Origin of the sequence: Streptomyces sp. NPDC001941, from assembly GCF_040296945.1 — a bacterium.
GTDB lineage: Bacteria > Actinomycetota > Actinomycetes > Streptomycetales > Streptomycetaceae > Streptomyces.
In genome coordinates this window covers 1-19579 of the sequence record NZ_JBEOYE010000083.1, presented here as the reverse complement: position 1 = coordinate 19579, position 19579 = coordinate 1, and the positions used below count along the sequence as shown (strand labels likewise).

Genomic DNA, 19579 nt, shown 5'->3' with positions numbered 1-19579 from the left:
CGGGACACCATCCAGGTGCCCCGCCCGCGCCGCTTTCACGGCCCCGCCCGCACCGTTTCCACGCCGCCGCCGCCGCTCGCTACGCCCTCGGCAGCCGGAACCCCACCTCCGCCCCGCCCCCCTCCGCCGCCCCCGCGAACACCGTCCCGCCGTCGGCGCCGACCAGGTCGTGGACGATCGCCAGCCCGAGGCCGGAGCCGGGCACGGCCTGGGTGCGCGGCCCCCGGTAGAACCGGTCGAAGACCGCCTCACGCTCCGCGGGCGCGATGCCGGGCCCCCGGTCGCGCACCACGAGCCGGGTCCCTTCGACGTGCACGGTCACGGGGGAGCCCTCGGGGCTGAACTTGACCGCGTTCCCCAGCAGGTTGTCCAGGCAGCGCTGGAGCGCCCGCGGCCTGGCCCGCACCGGCACCGGGGGAGCGGCCGGGTCGGTGGTCACCGAGATCGCCCGGCCGGAGAGCTGCCGGAAGCGGAGCGCCGCGTCCTCGGCCGCCTCCGCCAGGTCCACCGCGTCCGGCTCCTCCTCGGTGTGCCGGTCGGTGGCCAGCTCCACCAGCTCCCGTACGAGCGCGTCGAGCGCGGCCGTCTCGGTGACCAGGGTGCCCAGGATCTGCTCCTCGTCGGCCGGGGCGAGCCGCCCGCGCGCCCGCTGGAGGAGCTCGGCGCTGCCGCGTACCGAGGTCAGCGGGGTGCGCAGCTCGTGGCTGGCGTCCTGGACCAGCTGCTGCTGCTGGGCGCGCGAGCGGCGCAGGGCGCCGAGCATGGTCTCGAAGCTGCGGGTGAGCTGGCCGATCTCGCCGGGGCCCGCCGGGGGCAGCGGGGTGGCCAGGTCCCGGGTGGTGGTGATGGCCCGGGTGGCCCGGGCCAGGCGGTGGACCGGGCGCAGGATGCGGCCGACGGCGAGCCAGGCCAGCAGGGCGGCGAGGCCGGTGGCGGCCGCGGTGACGGCGGCGAGGCGCCAGAGGAAGGCGTGGTCGACCTGGGTGGCGCCCCGGTAGCTCTGGGCGACCACGAGGGCGCCCCCGCCGGGCAGCGGCCGGGCGAGGACCCCGTACTCGGTGCCGTCGACGACCACGTCCTCGCGGTCCTCGCCCTTCCCCGTGCGGGCGACGCGCAGGACGCCCTCGGTGACGGGCAGCCGGGGACGCCCGGGCGCGAGCTCCCGCACCGCCCCGTCGCCGGTGACGACCTGCTCCACCATGTCCGCGCGCACCGGCGGGGTGCGCTCGGCGTCGAGGAGTACGAGGACGGTGTCCGCGCGGTCGACGAGCCCGCGCTCCATCTCGTCACCGACCAGGTCGCTCACGCCCCGGTAGGAGCTGCCCGCCGCGACGGCGATGGCGAACGCGGCGGTGGCGATCACCACCACCATGATCCTGAGCCGGAGCATCAGGCGGCCCGCACGGTGTAGCCGACGTTGCGCACGGTGTGGATGAGCCGGCTCGCCCCGCCCTCCTCGGTCTTCTGGCGCAGGTAGCCGATGTAGACGTCGAGGGAGCGCGAGGTGGTGTCGAAGTCGAAGCCCCAGATGCGCTGGTAGATCTGACTGCGGGTCAACACCGTTCCCTGGTTCTCCAGGAGGAGTTCCAGGACGTCGAACTCGGTCTTGGTCAGGTCGAGTTGGTTCCCGCCGCGCCGCGCCTGCCGCGCGTCGGGGTTGAGGGCGAGGTCCGCGACGGCGAGCTCGACCCCCTCCCCGGCCGGCTCCACGCGCCGCAGCAGGGCGCGTATCCGGGCGAACAGCTCCTCGGTGGCGAAGGGCTTGGCCAGGTAGTCGTCGGCCCCCGCGTCGAGCCCGGCGACCCGGTCGCCCACCTCGTGCCGCGCCGTGAGCACCAGCACGGGCAGCCGGTCACCGCGCCTGCGCAGCATCCGGCACAGCCCGAGCCCGTCCAGGTGCGGCATCACCACGTCCACCACGGCCAGGTCGGGCCGCTCCTGTTCGAGCACCCGCAGCGCCTCCAGGCCGTCGGCGGCCAGCAGCACCCGGTACCCCTCGAAGCGCAGCAGCTGGTCGAGCGTGCTGCGGACCCCGGGGTCGTCCTCGGCGACCAGCACCGTTGGGCGCTGTTCTGTTCCGTTCGTCATGTGATCATTTTCAACGGTGCCCACCCCACGCGTCGGCGGGGCGCTCGCCCTCCTTCGGCACGGGCGCACCGACCACCGGGACATGTGGTGCAGGTCACATGCGGAAGCGTGAACTCCGGCCCGGTTCCGGCATCCCGCTGTCGGCAGGTTCCTTTCGGCGGCGGCCTCCGCTGGTGGTCGCCTTGTGTGGCAGGGGAGTTGGTGTGCGGTGAGTGGTGGCGCGAGCGTGCGCAATGTGGTGCTGGTGCACGGCGGGTTCGTGGACGGCTCGGGCTGGAGGGGCGTGTACGACGTGCTGTGCGCGGACGGGTTCACGGTCCGTGTCGTGCAGAACCCGACGCTGTCCCTGGAGGGGGACGTGGAGGCGGTGCGCCTGGTGCTGGACTCCCTGGACGGTCCCGCGGTGCTGGTGGGGCACTCGTACGGCGGGGCGGTCGTCACGCAGGCCGGCACGCACGAGAACGTGGCGGCGCTGGTGTACGTCGCGGCGTTCGTGCCGGACAAGGGCGAGTCGGTGAACACGCTGATCGCCAACCCGGCGCCGGGGGCACCGGTGCCGCCGATCCTGCCGCCCGAGGGCGGCTTCCTGCACCTGGACCGGGCGAAGTTCGCGGCCTCCTTCGCCGCCGACCTCCCCGCGGACGAGGCCCGCTTCCTGGCCGACGCGCAGGTCCCGTGGGGGATCGCGGCACTGGAGGGCACGGTGGGCGAGCCGGCCTGGCACACCAGGCCCGTGCACTACCTGATCGCCACCGACGACCGGATGATCCCGCCCCCGGCCCAGCACGCCATGGCCGAACGCGCCGGCGCGTCCACCGTCGAGGTCGCCGCCAGCCACGCGGTGTACGTCTCCCACCCCGAGAAGGTCGCCGGACTGATCAAGCGGGCGGCCGGCTGAGGAAGGCCGGGTTCCGCCGTACGCTGCCCGTACGCCGCCCGGGGCGACGCCTCTCCGCCCCGCCCCGGGCGGCACCCCCGAACCCGGATCCCCGCGGGAGGCGACCGTCGTGAGACCGCTGCAGCCGCTGACCGACGCCCAGCTCACCCTGCGGGCCCAGGCGGGCGAGAGCGGCGCGCTGGGCCTGCTCCTGGCCCGCCACCAGGCCGGGATGACGGCGGTGGCGCTGAGCCTGCTCGGCCACGGCTCCGACGCCGAGGACGCCGTCCAGGACGCGGTCCTGACCGCCCTGAGCCGCATCGGCGACGTCCGCGAACCGGACGCTGTCGGAGCCTGGCTGCGCGCGATCGTACGCAACAACGCCCGCATGCGCCTGCGCTCCAAGCGGCGCGAACGCCTCGGCCTGGACCACCTCGACGACGCCCGCCTGCTCCCGCACCCCCCGGCGGGCGAGGCCCATGAGCGGGCGGTGGAGGAACACGCGCTGCGGGGCTGGATCCGGCACGCGGTCGACGAACTGCCCGAGCGGCTGCGCCTGGTGGTGATGCTGCGCTACTTCACCACCCTGACGTCCTACGAGGAGATCGCCGCCGCCTGCGACATCCCGCTGGGTACCGTACGCAGCCGCCTGAACCAGGCCCGCTCCCGGCTGGCCCGCATGCTCCTGGACAGCGCTGACCGGTTCGACGAAGGCGCGGCGACCCGGACCGAGTCCAGTCGTGCGGAGGCGCTGGCCACCCTGGCGGCGTGGGAGAGCGGCGGGCTGCCCGCGGAGATCAGCCAACTGTGGCCCGCGCACAGCCGGATGGTCGGCCGGCTGGCCCGCCCCGGTCACCGCGTGCACCCCGTCCCGGTCATGCGCCACTACCTCGAGGACGGCGTGCGCCAGCACCTGCACCGGGTGACCGCCGGACGCGACATCGACATCTGGGAGATGACCGTCACCACCGACCACGGCAGCCTCCACCACTGCCCGCCCACCCTCACCTGGCTGATGTTCCGCCGTGACCGCCGCGTCGAACGCCTCCGCGTCCTCTACCCCAAGGGCCACCAGCCCGCCCCGGCCTGAAGCGGCCGGTGCGGCGAAGAAGCTCGTTGTCCGTTGAACTTTCGCGCGCGCCGGGTCGTAAGGAAGGTACGGAAGGCAACGCCGGTTCCGCCCCGCGGAGGGGTGGCCCGCGGATGCGGCCCCCAGCAGAGGAGGTACGACCCAGTGCCCACGCTCACCGGTGACCCCCACCCCACCGCCCCTCCCCTCTCCTCCGGGCCGCCCTCCCATACCTGGACCGGGAAGCGTCTGACGGTGGCCGTCCACGCGTCCGACGTGACCGTGCGCACCGGCGTCGTGCAGCAGCTGGCCGGACAGCGCGATCTGACGCTGCTGCCCGAAGACGACACGGCAGCGGACCGGGCGGACGTGGTGCTCGTGCTGGTGGACCGGGTCGACGACGACGCGCTCCTGACCCTGAACCGCCTGCGCCACCGCAGTGCCGCGGTCGCCCTGGTCGTCAGTACGGTCGAGCCCCGCACCCTGCACCAGATCATCGAGCACGGCGTCCACGCCCTGCTGCGCCGCACCGAAGCCCACCCCCGGAACCTGGCCGCCCTGGTCCGCGCGGTCGCGGCGGGAGAGGGAGTGCTCCCCGGCGACCTGATCGGTGAGCTGATCACCTACACCGCGCAGCTCCAGCACGCCGTACCCGAGGAACGGGGCGGATCCCTGACCACCCTGACCCGCCGGGAGGCCGAGATGCTGCGCCTGGTCGCCGAGGGCCTGGACACGGCCGAGATCGCCGCCAAGACCTCGTACTCCGAGCGCACCGTCAAGAACGTCCTGCACGAGGTCACCACCCGCCTGAACCTGCGCAACCGCACCCACGCCGTCGGCCACGCCCTGCGCCATCAGCTGATCTGAGCCCCCCCGGCCGTGCGGCGGCCCGGCCGGACGGTCCGCCGCAGCGCGCGAGACCGGCGCGCTGGTACCGGCGCGCTGGTACCGGCGCGCTGGTCGTGCTCGACCCCGGGTGGCGGGCCCTTGCCGCGTCCAGTGTTTGAATGGACCCTCGTTCTTGATCCGGCAAGGAGAAGCACTGTGCCCCTGGTGTCTGTCGTGATGCCCGTGTACAACTCGGCAGCCACTCTCGGCGCGGCTGTCCGGTCCGTACTCACCCAGACGCACACCGACGTGGAGCTGCTCGTCACCGACGACCGGTCCACCGACGAGTCCATGGACCTGCTCCGCGACTTCGCCGCGCGGGACGAGCGGGTCCGGCCGGAGCGGGCGCCCGAGCAGGGCGGTGCGGGCAAGGCGCGCAACCTCGCGATGGAGCGGGCCCGCGGCGACTACATCGCCTTCCTCGACAGCGACGACATGTGGCTGCCGGAGAAGGCCGAGAAGCAGCTCGCCTTCGCCGCCGAGGGCGACGCCCCGCTGACGTTCACCTCGTACTACAAGATGGACGCCGACTACGCGGGCGACAGCACCGACTGGGTCCCCAACGGGCGGGTGATCCAGGCGCGGGCGCACGTGGACTACCGCGCGATGCTGGTGCAGGACCACATCGGCGCCCTCACCGCCATGTACGACCGCAACGTCCTGGGCACCCGGCTCATGCCGGACATGCGCAAGCGCCAGGACTACGCCCTGTGGCTGTCGATCATGCGCGACGGCGCCGACGCCCGCGGCCTGGCCGAGCCGCTCGCCGTGTACCGCGCCCACCAGGCGGGATCGCTGTCCTCCAACAAGCTCTCGCTCGTCCAGTACAACTGGGCCCTGTACCGCGAGCACGAACACCTCTCGGTGCCGCGCGCCACGCGGGCGCTGGCGGGCGCGGTGTGGCAGTCGGTGCGCAACTCGCGCGTCTAGGAGCCTTGGTCAGGGCCTGGCCGGGCGCGGTGGCGCTCAGGCCAGGTCCGTCAGGTCCTCCGCGTAGATCTGCGACAGCGGCTGCGGACCCACGTACTGCTGGCAGTTGCACTGGCCCGCCTCGTAGGTGACCGGCTTCTTGTCCTCGTCCCAGGCCGTCGGCACCTCGACCCGCTCGTGGCAGCGGCCCCGCTTGTCGTGCTTGGCCAGGTGGTGGGTGCAGCCGCAGACCGGCTCCGGCGGGCGGTTCGCCGCCTCCAGGGCCAGGCGTTCCTGCTTGGCGGCCTCCAGGACCTCCATCCTGCGCTCGTGCCGGTTGCGCAGGGCGGTGCGGACGTTGTCCCCCACCCACGCGAACCCGCCGGTCCAGAAGAGGATGAGTATCCACCAGTACCAGTCCACAGCGGCCTTCCCTTCCCCCGGGTTCCCTCCCGGCCAGGATAGTCGCCGCCCCTGTGAAAGCTCCTGCCGGAAGCCCGCGTACGAGGGCCGCGTGCGCACGCCTGGCCGTGCGGCGTGAACCAGGTCACACCCGCTGGACCTCAACCTTGCTTGATGGTGGAGCGTTCCGTGCATGGACCTCAGCACGCACTTCCCGGAGACCGCACTCGACGCCCTCGCCCGTGAACTCGCCCCCGGCGCCGCCGTCGTGGGCATCGGCGAGTCCACCCGATTCGCCCACGAGACCTTCGCCCTGCGCGACCGGCTCACCCGCCGTCTCGTACGCGACCACGGCTTCCGCACCGTCGCCGTCCAGGACTCCGCCGGGGCCGCCGACGCCCTCGACGCGTACGTCACCCACGGCCGCGGCACCGCCGAGTCCGCGCTCGCCACCGCCTGGCGGCCCTGGCGCACCGCCGAGACCGCCGCCGCCCTGGACTGGATGCGGGCGTTCAACCTGGAGCACCCCGGCGACCCGGTGCGGATCATCGGCGTGAAGCCCCGGCAGGCGGGCCCCGAGGACTACGACGCGGTGCTCGACCACGTACGGGCCGCGGCCCCGCACCTGCTCCCCGAACTCGCCGGGCACCTGGACCCCATCCGTACCGCGCACACCCTCGACGAACACGTGCAGCGGGCCCGAGGCACCCACCCCGGGCGGCCGTTCACCGAGCACGCCCGCGACGCCCTCGCCCTCCTCGACGCGCTGCCCGCGCGGGCGCGGGACGCGGACGTGCGCGAACGGATGCGCCTCATCGCCGACTTCCACGCCCACAGCGTCGCCGGAAAGGGCGACTACGTGAACGACGAGAGCGTCTGGGCCGCCACGGTGGCCGACCGGCACGACCGCACCGGACGGGGAGTCGTCTACTGGGACGGCATCAGCCACACGACCGCCGCCCCGGTCGCCCTGGGCATCCGGCCCGACCGCGCCCCGCACCCCACGGCGGGCAGCACCCTGCGGGAGCGCTTCGGCAGCGGGTACGTCTCCGTGGCCATCGGCTTCCACCACGGCGACCTCGGAGTCGTCCGCGTGCCCGCACCCGCGCGGGACTTCCTCGACTCGGCCCTCGGCGCGAGCGCGCCCGCCGCCCACTGGATCGACCTGCGCGACGCCCGGGCCCGCCGCGACTGGGCCGGTCCCGCGAAGGCCCGGGTCATCAGCGGCGTCTACCGCCCCGAGAACGACGCCGCCGAGCACCTCGCCGTCGCCTCGCTGCCCGACGCCTTCGACGTCCTCGCGCACTTCCCGGAGGCGACCGCGCTCAGCTGGCTGGACTGAGGCGCTCCGCGCTTACGCTGGTGCGCGGTACGGCCGCATCCACCGTGAGGAGCGTCGACGTGCGGGCACGAGGCATCAACTACGACACCGGATTCCTGCCGGGGGACTCCCTCTCCCGCAAGACCTTCACCGACGAGGTCGTCCGCCGCGACATGGCGGTGATCGCGGGCGAGCTGGGCTGCGACGCGGTCCGCGTCTCGGGCGGCCACCCGGAGCGGCTGGCCACCGCGGCCCGCCACGCGGCGGACGCCGGGCTCGAAGTGTGGTTCGCGCCCTTCCCGGTGGACCTGCCGGGGAAGGAACTCCCGGGGTACCTCGCCGGGTGCGCGGAGCGGGCCGAGGCCGTGCGGCAGGAGGGGGCCCGGGTGGTGTTCGTCGCCGGGTGCGAGATCAGCGCGTTCTGCGGCGGCTTCCTGCCCGGCGAGACCTACGGCGACCGGCTGGGCGCCATGGCCGGGGCGGACCTGGAGTGGTGGCAGGGGCTCGGCCCGGTGCAGGAGCGGGTGAACGAGGAGCTGGCGCGCGTCGTCGAGGCCGTCCGTACGCGCTTCGGCGGCCTGGTCACCTATGCGTCGGCGCCCTGGGAGGCGGTCGACTGGACGCCGTTCGACGTGGTCGGCGTCGACGCCTACCGGGCCGCCTACAACGCCGCCACCTTCCGCGACGAGGTCCGCGCCCACCTGGCCCACGGCAAGCCGGTCGCGGTCACCGAGTACGGCACCTGCGCCTACCGGGGCGCCGCCGAACGCGGCGGCATGGCCTGACACGTGCCGGACGGCGCGGTCCCGGACGAGGACGAGCAGGTGCGGTACTTCGAGGAGCTCCTCGACGTGTTCGAGGAGGAGGGGGTGGACACCGCGCTGTGGTTCACCTTCGCCGGGTACGGCAGGCCGGCGGAGCTGGACCTCGGGTCGTACGGGGTGGTGAGGGTGCGGGACGAGGCGCACTGGGAGCGGAAGGCGGTCTTCCATGCGATGAGCAGGCGGTACGGCGGATCCCGGACGGACACCCCCTGACGCCACCCGTAACGGCACTCCTGACGCCACCCGTGCCGGCACCACCTGACGCCACCCGTCACGACGCCTCCCACGCGCCGGTCGCCCGCCCTCCCACGGAAGCCTCTGACCGCCATCCGCGCCGGTCACCCCCCATCGCGGACACTCCCTGACCGCGATCCATGGCACCGTGACCTCCATGACCGCCCTCTCCCTCCGTGCCCTCAACCGCGCCACGCTCGCCCGCCAGCTCCTCCTGGCCCGTGCCGACCTGACCGCACTGGAGGCCGTCGCCCACCTCGGCGGCCTCCAGGCGCAGGAGCCGCAGGAGCCCTTCACCGGGCTGTGGTCGCGGCTGCGCGGCTTCGCCCCGGGGGAGCTGTCGGACCTGCTGACCGGGCGCCGGGTGGTCCGTACCCACCTGATGCGCCGCACCGTCCACCTCGTCACCGCCGACGACGCCCTGGCCTGGCGCTCGCGGCACGACGCGATGCTGCGCCAGAAGGTGCTCGGCGTGTACCGCGCCGACTTCGCGGACGTGGACCTCGACGAGCTGGCCGAGGCCGGGCGCAAGGTCATGTCCGACGGCGAGCCGCGCACCATGGCCGAGCTGACCCGCGCGGTCGCCGACCGCTGGCCCGGCGCGGCGCCCAGGGCCCTGGGCGAGATGCTGGTCGCCGCGCTGGTGCCGATGGCCCAGCTGCCGCCGCGCGGCGTGTGGCGGACCAAGGCGGGCGTACGGAACCTCCCGCTCGCCACCTGGCTCGGCCGCCCGGTCGACCCGGCGGAGCCGGACGGCGGGCCGGACCTGGTCGGACAGGCCCTGGTGCGCCGCTACCTGGCCGCGTACGGTCCCGCCTCCACGGCGGACCTGCGGGCCTGGAGCGGCGTCGCCGGGCTGCCCGCCGCGGTGAAGGCGGTGCGCGGCGAGCTGGTCTCGTTCCGCGACGAGCGGGGCCGCGAGCTGCTCGACCTGCCGGACGCGCCCCGCCCCGACGCCGACACGGCCGCCCCGGTGCGCTTCCTCCCGGCCTTCGACAACGCGATCCTGGGCTACCAGGACCGTACGCGCGTCATCGACGACGAGAACCGGCTGCTCTCGGTGGCGGGGGAGCGGGTGCTCCTGGTCGACGGGCGGGTGGCGGGCACCTGGAAGACCGCCGACGGGACGGTGGTGGCCGAGCCGCTGCGGCGCCTGACGCGGACCGAGCGCGACGAAGTGGCCGAGAAGGGAAGGCAGTTGGCGCTGTTCCTGTCGGACGGCGAGAGCGAGCGCGTAAGCGTCGTGCCGAGGGCCTGACGGCGGCGTTCCCGGACCCGGTCCCCGGCGCGCGGGCTCAGACCAGTTCGAGCGGCGCCGCGAGATAGGCCTCGCGCAGGCGGGCGAGCACCGGGTCTTCCGTGTCGTACCGGATGCCGTCGACCGCCCCGATCGGGCGCACCCCGATCGCCGTGTTCGTCGCGAACGCCGCGCGCATCGAGCCGAGTTCACCGAGCCGTACCGGCGCCACGAGGTGCTCGTGGTGCTCCCGCAGCAGCGTCATCGTCACGCCCGGCAGGACCGGGGCCTCGGGCCAGACCACGGTGCCTTCGGCGTCCACGAAGCCCACGTTCCAGGTGCCGCCCTCGCTCACCAGGTCGTCCGGGCCCGTGAACAACGCGTCGTCGTGGCCGTCCAGTCGGGCCGTGCGGCGGGCGTGCAGGGCGCCGAAGATGCCCAGGTGCTTCACGGCGGGCAGGTCCCGCGCGTACGCGACGGTGCCGACCCGCAGCGGGGGCGGCGCCGCCGGGCCCGCCGCCCGTGCCGTCACCAGGACGTCGGGGTGGCCGCCGCCACCGGGGCGGGCGATGTCCAGCTTCCGGTCGAAGAGGGTGACGCGCACGATGAACGTGCCGTCCACCCGCACGACCGCCCGCCGCACGTACCCGCGCACCCGCTCCGGGTCGAGCTCGGCGCCGAACACGGCCCGGCAGTCACGGCGCAGCCGCTCCACGTGGTGGGCGAGGCCGCGCGCGTGGCCGTCCTCGACCAGGACGGAGGTGAAGTGGCCGTAGTTCGTGAGCCCGAGTGCGCGCAGGTCGTCCGGTGCGGCCTGGTCCCCGTTGAGTTCCATCACGGGGGCCAGTCTTCCACCGGGGACCCGGCCCGGACGGCTCAGGACATGCCGGGAACGGGCGTTCGTCCCCCTGCTCCCGCCGGTCCCGCCCGGCGCGTCAGCCGCCCCACGTCGCCGTCTTCTGCTGGTGCGCAGGGGCGCCGGCGGTCGGCCCCCGCCGGACGAGCAGGAACGCGGTCAGCACGCCCGCGAGGACCAGCCCCACGGCCGCGTACCGCAGGGAGCCGAGGTAGGCGGACTGGAGCAGCAGGACCACCTTGTCCGGGGTGGTCGCTCCGCCGACCTCGTCCATCCGGTGCGTCAGCGACAGGGCGGTCAGGAGCGCGCCGAGCGACTGCCCGAGCAGCGGCGCGGTGGCGACGGTGCCCGACACGGCGCCGGTCGGGGACGCCGCCGTGGTCAGCGAGTAGAGCGGGCCGAGGGCCGCGCCGAGGCCGAGGCCGACGACCGCGGTGGCGGGCACGACCGGGCCGAGGGAGGAGTCCTCGGTCCCGAGGAACGCGAGGACGGCCAGCCCGGCGGCCGCCAGGCCGAGACCGCCGCAGACCAGCACGTGCGGCGCCACGAGGTGCTGCAGCCGGGCGGAGACCTGGGTCGCGCCGAGGGCGAGCGCGAGGGCGAAGGGCAGCAGGACCGCGCCGGCGGCGAGCGGCCCCTGGCCCAGCCGCATCTGCTCGTGGAAGAGCACGGCCGCGATCATGACGTAGCCGGCCGCCCCGGCCAGTACGAGGGCCAGGTGGCCGCCGACCAGGACCCGGCCCGGCACGCCGGACCGGGAGCCCGCCCGCTGCCGCAGGTGGCCCGCCATCAGGCCCAGTCCCACGACCGTCGACAGGAGCGACACCGGGGACCAGCCGTTGGTCCCGGCCGAGTGGAGCCCGAAGGTGATCGCGAGCATGCCGACGGTGCCGAACAGCTCGGCCTGCGCGTCCGGTGGGAGCGGTGGGACGTGCGCGCGGCGGGCGGGGAAGGAGGCGAGCGCCAGGACGAGGGCGACCAGCGTGAACGGGAGGGCGCCCCACAGGGCCGCGCGCCAGCTCATCGTCTCCACCAGCGCGCCTCCGAGCAGGGCGCCGAGGCCGGCCCCGCCGCCCGCGATCGCGGCGTACACCCCGAACGCCCGTGCCCGTGCGCGTGGTTCGGTGAAGTCCGACGCCACCAGGGAGAGCCCCGCCGGGGTCAGCAGCCCGGCGAAGAGGCCCTGGAGTCCCCGCAGGACCGTCAGCAGCGTGCTGCCCGCCGCCAGGGCCGTCAGTAGTTCGGCCGCCATGAAGCCGCCGAGGCCGGTCAGGAACAGCCGCTTGTGGCCCGCCCGGTCGGCCAGCCGGCCGCCGAGCACCAGCACGGTGCCGAAGGCGACCAGGTACGCGCCGAGGAGCAGGTTGAGCTGCGACGCGTCCAGGTGGAGGTCCGACTGGACCGAAGGGAGCACCATGTTGGCCGTCGTCGCGTCCACCAGGACGCCCAGCTGGGCCACCGCCACGGCCGCCAGGGCCCACCAGCGGCGCGGGCGCGGCCCCGGCGGCGTCGCGGGCACCGGTGGGTACGCCGGGGGAGTCCCCGGCAGGGGCGGCACGACGGTCGTGCCGGCCGCCCACGGGTTCGGCGCCCCCTGCGGCGGCCCGAACCCGGGTGTCGCGCCGGGACCGGCGTCCTGCGCGGCGGACGACGTCGGCGTGTACCCCGGGGGCACCGGGGGAGCCGTCGGTCCGGGCGGCGCGAAGTCCAGCAACTGGGCCGCATGGCGGCCCAGTTGGGCGAGCACCTTGTCCGGCAGCCACTCCGCCGCACGGTCCGTCCGCGTGTGCTCCGCGATCTGCTGCGGCGTGGGCCGCAGCGCGGGATCCTTCTGCAAGCACGCCCGTACGAGACCGAGCAGCGACTCCGGTACGCCGGTGAGGTCCGGCTCGTCCTCGGCCACCCGGAACAGGTGGGCGTGCAGCCCAGTGTCGGTGGCGCCGAACAGCAGCCGCCCCGTCGCCGCGAACACCAGCACCGCGCCCAGGCAGAACACGTCGCTGGCCGGGGTGAGCGCGAGGCCGCGCACCTGCTCGGGCGACATGAAGCCGGGGGAGCCGATGAGCATCCCGGTGCGGGTGTGCAGGCTGTCCCCGCCCAGGCTGTCCATCGCGCGCGCGATGCCGAAGTCGATGACGCGGGGGCCGTCCACGGTGACGAGCACGTTGGACGGCTTCAGGTCGCGGTGGATCAGCCCCGCCGCGTGCACCGCCTCCAGCGCGAGCGCCAGGCGGTTGGCGAGCACCCGCACCGAGTGCTCGGGCAGCGGGCCGAAGTCCTTGGACACCACGGTGGTCAGGTCGGGTCCTGGGACGTACTGCGTGGCCACCCACGGCACCCGCGCCTCCGGGTCCGCGTCGAGCACGGCCGCCGTCCAGTCGCCGCCCACCCGGCGTGCGGCGGCCACCTCGCGGGCGAACCTGCGGCGGAAGTCGCTCTGTCCCGCGTACTCGGCCTGGACGACCTTCACGGCCACGGTGCGCCCCAGCTCGGAGCGGCCCAGGTAGACCAGCCCCATGCCCCCGGCGCCGAGCCGGGCGATGAGGCGGAACGGGCCTATGTGGGAGGGGTCTTCGGTGATCAACTGGTCCACGGTGCTCAAGGTAGGGCAGTGCGCGGGGGAGGGTGGCGGAACCGGCCAATCCCCACGTGGCGGTTTCCGCAAGACCCCTTTCGTCCCTACCTGCGGGCAATAGCGCACTGGCGTCGCAAACGAGTGTGCGATTGTCCGAGCTTCGTGATACTCACTACCTCCAAGGGGGCGGTGGTCGAGACCACCACACCGCACGCACGGATCGTTGGGGGTTTGCATGGCGTCGCTGCGAGGCGCGGGACGCTCGCTGAAGCGTCTCGTGGGCAGGGCCGGGGGACCGGCGGCGCGGCTGGACGGGGGCGACCCGCTGGCACCACTGGCCAAGCAGGCGGCCGAGCACGGCGACTGGCCCACCGTGCGCCAGCTCCTGGAGGAGCGCCCCGAGGACGAGGACCGCACCGGTCTGCTCTGGGCCGTCTCCGAGGCCGCCGGGGTGGAGCAGTGGATACCGGGCGTCATCGAGGCCGAGAAGGACTCCGCGCTGCCCGTCCTCGTGGCCGGCGTGCGCCACGTCTCCTGGGGCTGGGAAGCGCGCTCCGCCGCCCGCGCCTCGCACGTCTCGCGCGAGCAGTTCCAGGTCTTCCACGAGCGGCTGCGCGTCGCCGAGGAGCACCTGTACGAAGCCGCCGAGCGCGAGCCCGGCTGGGCCTCGCCCTGGTACGCCCTCCAGGTCAGCGGACGCGGCCTCGAGGTCGGCCAGGAGGTCGCCCGGCGCCGCTTCGACGCCACCGTGCGCCGCTACCCGCACCACCTCGGCGCCCACCAGCAGCAGCTCCAGCAGCTCTGCGCCAAGTGGAGCGGCTCCCACGAGGAGATGCACGCCTTCGCCCGCCGCTCCATGCTGGACGCCCCCGGCGGCAGCCTGCTCGGCCAGCTCGTCGCCATCGCCCACGTCGAGCACTGGCTCCACCTGGAATCCGGCGAGGACGCCGCGTACATCGGCACCCCCGAGGTCAACGACTCGCTGCGCGAGGCGCTGGAGCGCTCCCTGCTGCACCCCGACTGCGCCTTCGGGACCGGCTGGGTGCAGACCGCCAACACCTTCGCCATGGCCTTCGCCCTGGCCGGGGAGCAGGACTCCGCGCGCGACTGCTTCGACCTCGTCGACGGCAGCGTCTCGGAGTTCCCCTGGTCCTACCTCGGCGGCGACCCGGTCGAGGCGTTCCGCAAGTACCGCTCCGCCGCCCGCTGAGCCCGGCGGGCCGTCGCACCACCGCGCGCCCCGCCCCGCCGCACCCCCTGTCCGCATCCCCGCCCGCCGCCGCGACCCGGCGAGGGCGTCCAGCGAAAGACGTCGCCAGGTGTCCCCATCCGAGACCGCCCACACCTTCCAGGTCGACCTGCGCGGCCTGGTCGACCTGCTCTCCCACCACCTCTACTCCAGCCCCCGCGTCTACCTGCGCGAACTGCTGCAGAACGCGGTCGACGCCATCACCGCGCGCCGCGCCCTCGACCCCGCCGCACCCGCCGCGATCACCGTGCGCACCGGTGACACCCTCACCGTCACCGACACCGGCGTGGGCCTCAGCGAGGCCGACGTGCACCGCTTCCTGGCCACCATCGGCCGCAGCTCCAAGCGCACCCCCGACGGCGCGCTCGACGGAGCGGGACTCGACGCCGCCCGGGGCGAGTTCATCGGCCAGTTCGGCATCGGCCTGCTCGCCTGCTTCGTCGTCGCCGACGAGATCACCGTCCTCAGCCGCTCCGCGAAGGACCCCGGCGCCCCCGCCGTCGAATGGCGCGGCCACTCCGACGGCCGCTACACCATCCGCACCCTGCCCGCCTCGGCCAAGCCCGAGCCCGGCACCACCGTGACCCTCACCCCGCGCGCCGACAACGCCGAGTGGACCACCCCCGGCCAGGTCGTCGCCCTCGCCCGGCACTACGGCGCGCTGCTGCGCCACGAGGTCACCGTCACCGGGCCGCGCGGCGAGACCACGCGCATCAACGAGACGCCCCCGTGGGACCAGGCGCACGCCTCGCCGCTGGCCCGCCGCGAGGCTCTGGCCGCGTACTGCCGCACCACCTTCGACTTCAACCCGCTGGACAGCATCGAGCTCGACCTGCCCGCCGCCGGACTGCGCGGCGTCGCCTTCGTCCTGCCCAGCCCGGTCAGCCCCGCCCAGCGCGCCGGCCACCGGGTGCACCTCAAGGGCATGCTCCTCACCGACCAGGCCCCCGAGCTGCTGCCCGACTGGGCCTTCTTCGTGCGCTGCGTCGTCGACACCGGCAGCCTGCGCCCCACCGCCTCGCGCGAGGCGCTGTACGAGGACGGCACCCTGTCCGCCGTACGCGACGCGCTCGCCGTGCGCATCCGTGACTGGCTCACCGGCCTGGCCGCCAGCGACCCCGCCCTGCTGCACCGCTTCATCGACGTGCACCACCTCGCCGTCAAGGCGCTCGCCCGCTACGACGACGAACTCCTGCGCATCGTGCTGCCCTGGCTGCCCTTCGAGACCACCGACGGCAACGTCACCCTCGAAGAGCTCACCCGCACCCACGCCACCGTCCTGGTCACCCGCAGCGTCGAGGAGTTCCGCCAGGTCGCCCCCATCGCGGGCGCCGCCGGACTCGGCGTCGTCAACGGCGGCTACACCTACGACCGCGACCTGGTGCACCGGCTGCCCGAGGTCCGCCCCGGCACCACCGTCGCCGACCTCGACCCGGCCACCGTCACCGCCCACCTCGACGCCGTCGACCCGGCCGCCGAACTGCGGGCCGCCGCCTTCCTCGCGGTCGCCCGCGAGACCATCGCCGTCCACGACTGCGACGTCGTGCTGCGCGACTTCCAGCCCGTCACCGCGCCCGCGCTGCTCCTGGACAACCGCGAGGCCCGCCACGAGCGCACCCGCTCCTCCCTCGCCGCCGAGTCCGACGGACTGTGGGCCGACATCCTCGGCTCCCTGCGCAACGAGACCCCCCGCGCCCAGCTCGTCCTCAACCACCTCAACCCGCTGGTGCGCCAGGCCCTCACCATCGCCGAGCGTGGCCTCGCCGTCACCACCACCGAGGCGCTGTACGGACAGGCCCTGCTGCTCAGCCGCCGCCCCCTGAAGGCCTCCGAGAGCGCCCTGCTCAACCGCGCCTTCATGGGCCTGCTCACCCACGCCATGCACCACCCCGGCGGCACCCCCGCCACCGATCCCCGCGAGGAGCGGTAGATGCTGGACACCCCCGAGGCCGTCTTCGAGGCGCTGCGCGAGAACCACGACCGGCCGCACGGCACCCAGCGCACCGTCACCGCCGAGGAACTCGTCGACGCGGCCGAGGCGTTCGACAAGCCCGACGTCCTGGTGACCGCCCTGCACGAACTGATGTCGGCGTACGAGTTCACCGGCGAGCACCGCAAGTCCCCGGTCGCCTTCGCCCGCGTCCTCAAGCTGTGGGACGCCTCCCGCGACGCGTTCAGCGACTGGGAGGCCCACCAGGTCTTCTGGCGCTTCAAGTGGGTCACCACCTCGCTCCTGCAGGTGCCCGAGGTGCCGCTGGCCGCCGTCCAGGGCTGGATCGGGCAGATGCGCACCCGGTACCAGGAGGCCGGCCACGGCATGCAGCCGGTCGCCGCCATGCGCTACCACGTCGCCGTCCACACCGGCGCCGGGATCCCCGACGCCTACGACCTGTGGGCCACCCGCCCGCGCACCGGACTCAGCGACTGCGAGGCCTGCGAGACCCGCCACTTCGCCGCCCACCAGGTCGCCGCGGGCGACGACGCCGCGGCCCTGGACACCTGGCGGCCCGTCTTCGACGGCGACTCCTCCTGCGCCGAGGAGCCGCAGAGCAGCCAGGCCCGCGCCCTGCTGCCGCTGTTGCGGCTCGGCCGTCTGGACGAGGCCCGCTCCCACCACCTCACCGGCTACCGCAGGGTCCGCGGCAAGACCGGCATGAAGCACGAGGTGGGCCTGCACCTGGAGTTCTGCGCCCACTCCCGCAACGAGGGCCGCGGCCTGGAGATCCTCGCCGAGAACCGCCCCCTGTTCGAGGGCGACGGCGCGCCCTACGACCACCTGTCCTTCCTCACCGGCGTCGAGGTCCTCCTCGCCCGCCTGGTCGCGGACGGCCACCAGGACACCGCCGTCGCCGGGCCGCCCGGGCGCACCTGGACCGCGGCCGCGCTGCTGGCCACCGTACGGGCCGACGCCGAGCGCCTGGCCGCCGCCTTCGACCGGCGCAACGGCACCACCCGGGTCGGCGACGCCCGGCGCGAACGGCTCGCCGCGCGCCCGCTGCTCGACACGGCGCTGCCGCTGGGCCTGCGCACCCCCGCCGCCCGCCCCGCGACCCCGGACGCCCCCGTCCCCGCCCCCGCGCCCACCTCCCGGGTGATACCCGACGACTTCGCCGAACTGGTCGCCGAGGCACGCCGGTTGTCCGCCCAGGGCCACCCCGGCGACGACGCCCTGTGGGCCCGCGTCGCCGAGCGCGCGGACGCCGAGGGGTACCTCCACGACGACGCCGTCGGACCCGAGGACCGGCTCCGCGCCGAACTGGCCGAACAGCGGGCCTACGCCCTCGTGGTCCAGGAGAAGGCCGCCGAGAGCCGCGCCGAACTGGACCGCGCCGTCGAGCTGTTCGAGCGCGCGGACATGCCCTGGCAGGCCCTCGCCGCCCGGGCCCGCGGCTGGGGCTGGCTGGCCCGCCAGGCGGCGGCGCACGACACGGCGGAGCACGCCGGCCCCGGCGGCGCGCTCCCCGACGACGACGCCGTGCGCGCCGGCCTCGACGCCGCGCTCGCCGACGCCCGCCGGCTGATCGCCGACGGGGTGCGGGCCGAGGCCCCCGGCGACCCCGAACCCTCCGAGTGCCTGCCCGTCCGGGACTTCGGCCCCGGCCCGGCCGCCGCCGACGAGTACCTGGCCGTGCTCTACTTCCGGGCCTTCGCCGGCTACGAACAGGCCTGCGCCGAACTGCCCGAGGTCAGCGCGGAGGCGCACGAGCGGTTCGCCGCGGCCGACGCCGAGCTGCGCGCCGAGGGCGCGCGCCTGGGCCGCCCGCACCAGGTGGGCGGAGCCCGCCTGCTCCTCGCCGACCTCGCCGCCCGCGGCGGCGACCTCGACACCGCCGAGGCCGAACTGCGCCTGGCCCTGGCCGAGATCGAGGACTCGGCGCGCCCCTGGCGCAACACCCGCACCCGGGGCCGCCTCGCCCAGGTCCTGCTGGCCAAGGAGCAGCCCGAGGAGGCCGTGGAACTGCTCCACCGGGCCCTGGCCGACGCCGTGCGCCACGACGACACGGACTTCCCGATGGCGCCGTCGTACATGATGCTCGGCCACGCGGCCCTGCACAGCGGCGACGCCACCGGCGCGGTCCGGCACCTGTCCGAGGCGGCCGCCCGCTACGACCGCGACGGCGACCCGGAGCAGGCCGCCGAGGTGCGCGTACAGCTCGCCGACGTCCTCTCCGGCACCGGGCGGCACGCCGACGCGGTCGCCGTCCTGGAGTCGGTCCTCTCCGACGAGGCCGCCTCCGCCCTGGACGAGCGGGTGCGCGCCCAGGCCCGGCTCGACCTGGCACGCGGCCTGCGCGGCCTGGAGGAGTACCGGGAAGCGGCCGAGGAGTTCCTGCGCCTCGCCGACGAGGTCGCCGGCTGGGAGGGCCCCGAGCGAGCCGTGCACACCCTGGTCGCCTCCGAGGCGGCCACCGCCCTGGCGCTCGCCGGGCGCTGGGACGCGGCGGCCGTCGCGTACGACCGGGCGCTGGCCTCGCACGCCGAGGCGCCCAACCCGATGGTCGTGGTCAACATGACGGCCGAGTTCGCCCGCCTGGTGACGGCCGAGCGGGGCGCGGAGGGCCTGGAAGCGGCCCTGGGTCACCTGGCCGACGCCGACCGGGTGCGGGCCGGAGTCGCCCCGGACGACGAGGACTTCCCCGTCTGGTACGCGCGGGGCTCGGTGCACTACCGGAGGGCCCGGGTGCTCGCCGAGGCCGAGCGGTTCGAGGAGTCCCTGGCCGAGGCGGAACGGGCGGTCGCCGCGCACGAGGAGGGCGGCCCCGACGGCGAGGAGCCGCGTGCCGAGGCCCTGCGCATCGCCGCCCTGGTGGAGGGCAACGGCCTGGGCCGCACCGCCGCCGCGGTGGCGCGCCTGACGGCGGGCGCGGAGCGCTGCGACCACGCCGGGCTGCCCGACGCGGCCCGCATCCTGCGCACCCTGCGGGAGGACCTCGCGGCGCAGCGCCAGGGCTGACACCTGTGTACGGGGGCGGGGGGCCCCCCCAACAGAGTGCCCCCGCCCCCCCCCCGCACCACAACGTAAAAACGCTCGAACCCGTCGCCCCCCCCC

16 protein-coding genes are annotated in these 19579 nt (G+C 74.9%); 11 read left to right on the top strand and 5 right to left on the bottom strand.

Going from position 1 to position 19579, the window contains the following annotated elements:
* Positions 1-79 precede the first annotated feature (79 nt).
* Both ABT160_RS36535 and ABT160_RS36530 read right to left on the bottom strand, forming a co-directional pair.
* Complete coding sequence (locus ABT160_RS36535; protein WP_351652336.1) at positions 80-1390, bottom strand: HAMP domain-containing sensor histidine kinase; 1311 nt, start codon at positions 1388-1390, stop codon at positions 80-82.
* The gene (locus ABT160_RS36530) at positions 1390-2088 is read right to left on the bottom strand and encodes a response regulator transcription factor (protein ID WP_351652335.1); all 699 of its coding nucleotides are present in this window, start codon (positions 2086-2088) and stop codon (positions 1390-1392) included. The genes ABT160_RS36535 and ABT160_RS36530 overlap by 1 nt, the downstream gene beginning before the upstream one ends.
* 226 nt (positions 2089-2314) lie before the next feature.
* Here ABT160_RS36530 and ABT160_RS36525 point away from each other — a divergent pair, with 226 nt between their 5' ends.
* From ABT160_RS36525 to ABT160_RS36510, 4 genes are all read left to right on the top strand, one after another.
* Entirely contained in the window at positions 2315-2986 is a 672-nt protein-coding gene (locus tag ABT160_RS36525; protein ID WP_351652333.1) for an alpha/beta fold hydrolase, read from the top strand.
* A gap of 109 nt (positions 2987-3095) precedes the next feature.
* Positions 3096-4055, top strand: a complete 960-nt coding sequence (locus ABT160_RS36520) for an RNA polymerase sigma factor (protein WP_351652332.1) — start codon at positions 3096-3098, stop codon at positions 4053-4055.
* Between the two features lie 234 nt (positions 4056-4289).
* The gene (locus ABT160_RS36515; RefSeq protein WP_351652330.1) at positions 4290-4901 is read left to right on the top strand and encodes a helix-turn-helix transcriptional regulator; all 612 of its coding nucleotides are present in this window, start codon (positions 4290-4292) and stop codon (positions 4899-4901) included.
* Between the two features lie 177 nt (positions 4902-5078).
* A complete protein-coding gene (locus ABT160_RS36510) occupies positions 5079-5852 on the top strand; it encodes a glycosyltransferase family 2 protein (protein ID WP_351652328.1) in 774 nt (257 codons plus the stop codon).
* A gap of 36 nt (positions 5853-5888) precedes the next feature.
* Here ABT160_RS36510 and ABT160_RS36505 read toward each other — a convergent pair whose 3' ends face one another.
* Complete coding sequence (locus ABT160_RS36505; RefSeq protein WP_351652326.1) at positions 5889-6254, bottom strand: hypothetical protein; 366 nt, start codon at positions 6252-6254, stop codon at positions 5889-5891.
* A 172-nt stretch (positions 6255-6426) separates the two neighbouring features.
* Between ABT160_RS36505 and ABT160_RS36500 the strand changes: the two genes are divergently transcribed.
* The 4 genes from ABT160_RS36500 to ABT160_RS36485 all read left to right on the top strand — a co-directional run bounded on the left by ABT160_RS36500 (position 6427) and on the right by ABT160_RS36485 (position 9870).
* Positions 6427-7575, top strand: a complete 1149-nt coding sequence (locus ABT160_RS36500; protein ID WP_351652324.1) for an erythromycin esterase family protein — start codon at positions 6427-6429, stop codon at positions 7573-7575.
* Positions 7576-7634: 59 nt separating this feature from the next.
* The gene (locus tag ABT160_RS36495) at positions 7635-8339 is read left to right on the top strand and encodes a glycoside hydrolase family 113 protein (protein WP_351652322.1); all 705 of its coding nucleotides are present in this window, start codon (positions 7635-7637) and stop codon (positions 8337-8339) included.
* A gap of 3 nt (positions 8340-8342) precedes the next feature.
* Positions 8343-8591 carry a hypothetical protein gene (locus tag ABT160_RS36490; protein WP_351652320.1) on the top strand — a complete coding sequence of 83 codons (249 nt, stop codon included), beginning with the start codon at positions 8343-8345 and terminating at the stop codon, positions 8589-8591.
* A 178-nt stretch (positions 8592-8769) separates the two neighbouring features.
* Complete coding sequence (locus tag ABT160_RS36485) at positions 8770-9870, top strand: winged helix DNA-binding domain-containing protein (protein ID WP_351652318.1); 1101 nt, start codon at positions 8770-8772, stop codon at positions 9868-9870.
* Between the two features lie 37 nt (positions 9871-9907).
* Here ABT160_RS36485 and ABT160_RS36480 read toward each other — a convergent pair whose 3' ends face one another.
* Positions 9908-10684, bottom strand: coding sequence for an aminotransferase class IV (locus ABT160_RS36480; protein WP_351652378.1), 777 nt, complete (start codon positions 10682-10684; stop codon positions 9908-9910).
* A gap of 100 nt (positions 10685-10784) precedes the next feature.
* On the bottom strand, positions 10785-13298 hold the full coding sequence (locus ABT160_RS47165) for a bifunctional serine/threonine protein kinase/MFS transporter (protein ID WP_502984367.1): 2514 nt from the start codon (positions 13296-13298) through the stop codon (positions 10785-10787).
* 217 nt (positions 13299-13515) lie between these two features.
* Between ABT160_RS47165 and ABT160_RS36465 the strand changes: the two genes are divergently transcribed.
* From ABT160_RS36465 to ABT160_RS36455, 3 genes are all read left to right on the top strand, one after another.
* A complete protein-coding gene (locus ABT160_RS36465; protein WP_351652316.1) occupies positions 13516-14490 on the top strand; it encodes a hypothetical protein in 975 nt (324 codons plus the stop codon).
* Between the two features lie 109 nt (positions 14491-14599).
* Positions 14600-16459 (top strand): HSP90 family protein, encoded by a 1860-nt coding sequence (locus tag ABT160_RS36460; protein WP_351652314.1) that lies wholly within the window; start codon positions 14600-14602, stop codon positions 16457-16459.
* Positions 16460-19483 (top strand): hypothetical protein, encoded by a 3024-nt coding sequence (locus tag ABT160_RS36455; RefSeq protein ID WP_351652312.1) that lies wholly within the window; start codon positions 16460-16462, stop codon positions 19481-19483.
* Positions 19484-19579: the final 96 nt, after the last annotated feature.

Excerpts from the sequence above, each read along its gene's own strand:
- ABT160_RS36530 (WP_351652335.1), bottom strand. The coding sequence starts at position 2,088 with ATGACGAACGGAACAGAACAGCGCCCAACGGTGCTGGTCGCCGAGGAC.
- ABT160_RS36480 (WP_351652378.1), bottom strand. The coding sequence starts at position 10,684 with ATGGAACTCAACGGGGACCAGGCCGCACCGGACGACCTGCGCGCACTC.
- ABT160_RS36535 (WP_351652336.1), bottom strand. The coding sequence starts at position 1,390 with ATGCTCCGGCTCAGGATCATGGTGGTGGTGATCGCCACCGCCGCGTTC.
- ABT160_RS36500 (WP_351652324.1), top strand. The coding sequence starts at position 6,427 with ATGGACCTCAGCACGCACTTCCCGGAGACCGCACTCGACGCCCTCGCC.
- ABT160_RS36465 (WP_351652316.1), top strand. The coding sequence starts at position 13,516 with ATGGCGTCGCTGCGAGGCGCGGGACGCTCGCTGAAGCGTCTCGTGGGC.
- ABT160_RS36455 (WP_351652312.1), top strand. The coding sequence starts at position 16,460 with ATGCTGGACACCCCCGAGGCCGTCTTCGAGGCGCTGCGCGAGAACCAC.
- ABT160_RS36485 (WP_351652318.1), top strand. The coding sequence starts at position 8,770 with ATGACCGCCCTCTCCCTCCGTGCCCTCAACCGCGCCACGCTCGCCCGC.